Raw genomic sequence first — 5,154 nt, 5'->3', positions numbered from 1 at the left:
CTTGTCGCACCCTTGACTGGTCCGCTCACGCCGCAACCCGTGAGGCAGGTCGTTCCCGTGTGCCCAGGCTGGTCGCGCTCGACGGCGAGCCCGATCCTCACAGCTCAAAGCTCTGCCCCTTGGCGACGAAGCCGCGAAAGCCGTCGGCCTCGGCATCGGGCCGCCAGCCCGGCTGGTAGTGGTAGAGCCAGAGCTTCGCCCGCAGCCCGGCCGGCAGGGTCTTCAGCTCCTCGTAATGGGCATGGATGCCGGAGGGTGCAGGCACGCCGTCGGTGCGATAGGTGGTTTCGCAGTCATGGAAGATGGTGTCGGCCCACTCGTAGAGCGCGCCGTAGCGCTCGGGCTCGAAGCGCGTATCGCTGGTGATCAGGAAGCGCCCCCGGCCGGTCTCGAAGCGCAGGCCGAAGCTGATCAGCGGCACCGGCCCGTCCATAGCGTGCAGCATTCCGGTCAGCTCGAAGCGCTGGCCCTCCCACTCGAAGCCCCCCTCGGCCGGCACCGACTCGACGTCGAAATAGTCCTCCAGCTTGGCTATCCCGCTGCGCGACATGCTGCCGCTCAGGCTGCTGGCCCATAGCCGGGCCACCCGGTTGCGCTCGACGAACATGCGGGGCCGGCCTGCTGCCGGATTGAAGAAGGTCGAGAAGCCCAGCCATTCCAGGCCGCCGATATGGTCGCTGTGCAGATGGCTGACATAGACCGCGTCGATGTCGGTCGCCTGCAAGCCCTGCTCGGCCAGGGACAGCCGCGCGTCGCTGCCACAGTCCACCAGGAGCCGGCGGCCTGCAGCACTCTCGATCAGCATGTTGGACTGCCAGTTGCCGTCGCCGACGGTGAAGGCGTTGCCGCTCCCGAGGAACCTCAGCCGCGTCACCATCGGTCTAGCTCCAGCCGTTGCCGGCATCCTCCCCAAAGCTTCACGCCGGCCATCCTACAACAATGGGACCACTTTGCCTCGACGGGGTAAAGCTCTTCTCCCCGGGGAGGCCGCGGGACAGATGAGAGGCAACCTGCGTCCTGGAGCGCGGACGGGCCGCCTTCACGCCATCGTGACCAGAAACTCATGCAGCATGGCGGTGACGAAGCGATGGTCCTCCTGCTGCGGCAGGCCGGACACTGTCACCGTCCCGATCGCACCGGTACCCTTCACGAATATCGGGAAGCTGCCGCCATGCGCGGCGAACCGCGCCGGGTCGAGCGCGAACTTGGCGTGGAAGTCGTAGCCCTTGGCCCGGGCAAGGCAGCCCAGGTACCAGGAACTGTGCCCGAACCGGCGCACTGCCCGGGCCTTGCGCTCCACCCAGGCATCGTTGTCGGCGCTCGTACCCGGCAGGGCGGCGTGGAAGAGTTGCTGCTCGCCTCGCCTGATGTCGATCGTGACCGGTAGCCTGTCCCGCTCCGCCCGGTCCAGCATCAGCCGGCCGAGGGCGAGCGCGGTCGCCTGGTCGAAGTTCGGGAACTGCAGCCGCTCCTCCTCGGCCAGGAGTGCCGCCAGATCCTCCGGCCCCGCCATCCTCGTCTTCCCTCCCGTCAGCCCTTGAAGCTGATCGCCGCCATGGTCTGGTCGATCGACTTCTTCGCCTTGGCCGCGATCTCGTCGATCTGCGCCTCGGTGATGATCAGCGGCGGCGAGAGGATCATCCCGTCGCGCACCGCCCGCATCACCAAGCCGTTCCGCACCGAGAAGTTCCGGCAGGTGGCGCCGACCTCACGCTGCTCGTCGAACCGCTTGCGCTTCGTCCGGTCCTCGCTGAGCTCCAGGCAGGCGAGCAGGCCCTTGGTCCGGACCTGGCCGACCATCGGGTGGTCCTTGAAGGACTGCTCCAGGACCTCCCGCCAATAGGCGCCGATCGGCCCGGCCGCCCGGGTCGCCAGCCCCTCCTCCTCCATGATCCGGATGTTCTCCAGCGACACCGCGGCCGCCACGGGATGGCCGGCATAGGTCACGCCGTGGGCGTATTCCTTCTCACCGGCGAAGATCGCGTCGCCGACCCTAGGCCCGAACGCCACCGCCGAGATCGGCACATAACCGGAAGAGAGGCCTTTGGCCATCGCCAGCATGTCCGGCTGGATCCCGTAGGTCTCGCTGCCCCACCAGGCCCCGGTTCGGCCAAAGCCGCAGATCACCTCGTCGGCGACCAGCAGGACGTCGTACTTCTTGCAGATCGCCTGCACCGCCGGCCAGTAATTGTCCGGCGGGATGATCACGCCGCCGGCCCCCTGGATCGGCTCGGCCACGAACGCCGCGACGTTCTCCGGCCCCAGCTCCAGGATCTTGTCCTCCAGCGCCTTGGCGGCGCGCTGGCCGATCTGCTCCTCGGTCTCGCCGTCCTGCGCCTCGCCCCACCAGTAGGGGTTCATGATGTGGTGGAAGCGCGGCAGCGGCAGGTCGAACATGCCGTGCATGAACGACATGCCGGTCAGGCTGGCCGAGCCCACGCCCACGCCATGGTAGCCCAGCCTGCGGGAGATGAACTGCTTCTTCTCCGGCTTGCCCATCAGGTTCCAGTAGTACCAGACCGACTTGATGACGGTGTCGTTCGCCTCCGAGCCCGAGGAGGCGAAGAACACCCGCTTCATGCCGGCCGGCAGGATCTCGGCGAGCTTCGCGGACAGCTCGATGGTTGGCACCGAGGCGCACTGGAAGAAATTGTTGTAGTAGCTGAGCTTCTTCAGTTGCTCGTACGCGGTCCGCGCCAGGCGCTCGCGGCCATAGCCCACCTGGACGCACCAAAGGCCGGCCATGCCGTCGAGCAGCTTGTGGCCGTCGGCTTCCCAGACATAGCAGCCCTCGCCGCGCTCGATGACGCGAGTCCCCTTGCCCGCCAGCTCGTGATGCGTGGTGAACGGGTGCAGATGGTGCTCCGCGTCCAGTTCCTGCCAGCGCTGCATCGCGCCCTGAAGATCCATGATCCACCTTCCAAGGTCCGCCGGGGAGGCACCCGGCCGGACGGCTTGCCCTTCTTCCAGCCGGAACCCCAGCCGGAACTGCTGCCGGTCGCCAGCTTGACCATCCTGCCACGCCGCCCCGGGCACCGGCCACCCCCAGACGCAGGGCAAAAGGCGGCGATCCGATGGCAAATCCGCTGCGACATTCCCACCCGGCAGCGTAGGATGGATGCCAGGGTCAGCAGCGGAGGATCCGGCCCTGGTCGCAGGCGATCCCTGGGCAGTCGGTGATTCCTACGAACGCTATGTCGGGCGGTGGAGCCGGCAGGTGGCAGCCCAATTCCTGACATGGCTCGCCGCACCTGCGGACCTGGACTGGCTCGATGTCGGCTGCGGCACCGGGGCGCTGGCCGGTGCCGTGGCGCAAACCTGCCGGCCGTGCAGGCTGGCCGGCATCGACCCGTCGGTGGGCTTCCTGGACCAAGCCCGTCGCCAGCCGGACCTGGCCCGAGCGGAACTCCAGCCAGGAGACGCAAGGGCCCTGCCCTTCCCGGACCGGACCTTCGACCGTGTCGTCTCTGGCCTAGCCTTGAACTTCGTGCCGGATCCGGTGCTCGCGGTCCACGAGATGGCCAGGGTCGCCCGGCCGGGCGGCGAGGTGGCGCTCTATGTCTGGGACTATGCCAAGGTGGAGCTGATGGCCCATTTCTGGGCGGTGGCGGAATCGCTCGATCCCGACGGCCAGGACCTGGACGAGGCCACGCGCTTTCCTCTGTGCCGAGAGAGTGCACTGGCGCAGCTCTTCGCCGAAGAGAATTCGCTTGCGCCTAGCGCCACCCGCGCCATCGAGATCGCCACGCCATTCCGGGACTTCGACGATTACTGGAGCCCGTTCCTCGGCGGCCAGGGCATTGCGCCGGCCTACTGCATGTCCCTGCCCGAGGAGCAGCGCGCGGAGCTGTGCCGGCAGGTGCGGCACCGGCTGCCGATCGCTGCGGACGGCCGCATCGAGCTGCACGCTCGGGCCTGGGCGATCCGCGCCACCAGGCAGTGAGCCCGATCAGCGGGGCAGCGCCACCTCCACCAGCGTTCCCCCGCCCGGCCGGTCGAGCAGGCGGACCTCGCCGCCATGGGCGCGCACGATCCCACGCGCCAGTGCCAGGCCCAGCCCGGTGCCACCGGTGGCGCGCGAGCGCGAGGTCTCCAGGCGGAAGAACGGCTCGAACACCCGCTCACGCATGGCGGGCGGGACGCCCGGGCCGCGATCGGCCACCGTCAGCTTGACCCAACCAGCTTCCACGGCCAAGCGTACCTCGGCGCTGCCGCCATAGGTGACGGCGTTGATCATCACATTGTCGATCGCCCGGCGCAGCGCGATCGGCCGGCCACGCAGGACCAGCCGGTCCGGGCCGTCAAAGCTGGCCGCCTGGCCGGCATCTTCCAGGTCGTCGACGGCGGTGCGCACCAGGGCCGCGAAATCGAGGTCGGTCGCCTGCTCGACCCCGGCCACGTCCTTGGCATAGGCCAGGGTCTCGCGCAGCATGGTCTCCATCGCATGGACGTCGGCCTCCGAGCGAGTGCGCGCCTCGTCGTCGGGCAGGTCCTCCAGGCGGAGGCGCAGCCGGGTGAGCGGCGTGCGCAGATCGTGGGCGATCGCAGCCAGCATCGAGTTGCGCTCGTCCAGGAGATCGCCGATCCGCTGGCGCATCCGGTTGAAGGCCGCCGTCGCCCGCCGGATCTCCGGCGGGCCGCTCTCCGGCAGCGGCTCGCCCGGCAGCCCGGCGGCGAACCGGTCGGACGCCACCGCCAGCGCAGTGACCGGCTGGGTGATGCGGCGGAACAGGAGCCAGGCGATCAGGGCCGCGGCCGCGACCACGCCGAACGCGATTAGAACCGCCCGCCTGAGCCATACCCGGGAAAGGGTGTCGGCCGGCACGGTGAAGATCAGCCAGGCGCCGTCATCCTGGCGGATGCCGACCTCGTAGCGGACGAAGGACGGCAGGAGGTCGGGCGGGTGATCAGCCTCCTCGCTGATGGACTCGCGATCGACCTCGCGCAGCACCACCTCGCGGCCCCGGAACACATGGCTCGGATGACGCACGATCAGCCGCACCAGATGGCGGTCCAGGCGCGGGTCGTCGGTCGGCCGCCCGCGCGGCTCGTCGAGCACGCGCACCAGCAGGAGCGGGCCGGAGATCGCGCGCAACGCTAGGCGCAGCTCGGTGGGCGGCAGCCGGTCGACCAGCATCTGGGTGGCAGCCATCC

Annotated in this window: 5 protein-coding genes; 1 reads left to right on the top strand and 4 read right to left on the bottom strand. The window is 69.1% G+C overall.

Going from position 1 to position 5,154, the window contains the following annotated elements; genetic code table 11:
• Window positions 1-97 precede the first annotated feature (97 nt).
• The 3 genes from EQG76_RS26770 to EQG76_RS26760 form a co-directional block, all read right to left on the bottom strand.
• Window positions 98-877, bottom strand: coding sequence for an MBL fold metallo-hydrolase (locus tag EQG76_RS26770; RefSeq protein WP_159717967.1), 780 nt, complete (start codon window positions 875-877; stop codon window positions 98-100).
• A gap of 162 nt (window positions 878-1,039) precedes the next feature.
• A complete protein-coding gene (locus EQG76_RS26765) occupies window positions 1,040-1,513 on the bottom strand; it encodes a heme-degrading domain-containing protein (RefSeq protein ID WP_159717965.1) in 474 nt (157 codons plus the stop codon).
• A 17-nt stretch (window positions 1,514-1,530) separates the two neighbouring features.
• The gene (locus EQG76_RS26760) at window positions 1,531-2,910 is read right to left on the bottom strand and encodes an aminotransferase (RefSeq protein ID WP_159717963.1); all 1,380 of its coding nucleotides are present in this window, start codon (window positions 2,908-2,910) and stop codon (window positions 1,531-1,533) included.
• A 307-nt stretch (window positions 2,911-3,217) separates the two neighbouring features.
• Between EQG76_RS26760 and EQG76_RS26755 the strand changes: the two genes are divergently transcribed.
• Window positions 3,218-3,943, top strand: a complete 726-nt coding sequence (locus EQG76_RS26755) for a class I SAM-dependent methyltransferase (RefSeq protein ID WP_200841155.1) — start codon at window positions 3,218-3,220, stop codon at window positions 3,941-3,943.
• 6 nt (window positions 3,944-3,949) lie between these two features.
• On the opposite strand, the gene EQG76_RS26750 is transcribed toward EQG76_RS26755, so the two are convergent.
• A complete protein-coding gene (locus EQG76_RS26750) occupies window positions 3,950-5,152 on the bottom strand; it encodes a sensor histidine kinase (RefSeq protein WP_235031581.1) in 1,203 nt (400 codons plus the stop codon).
• Between the last annotated feature and the right edge of the window lie 2 nt (window positions 5,153-5,154).

Origin of the sequence: Geminicoccus flavidas (assembly GCF_009806515.1) — a bacterium.
Taxonomy (GTDB): Bacteria; Pseudomonadota; Alphaproteobacteria; order Geminicoccales; family Geminicoccaceae; genus Geminicoccus; species Geminicoccus flavidus.
Note: the sequence above shows the minus strand (reverse complement) of the source record. Positions and strands in the feature narration are given on the sequence as shown.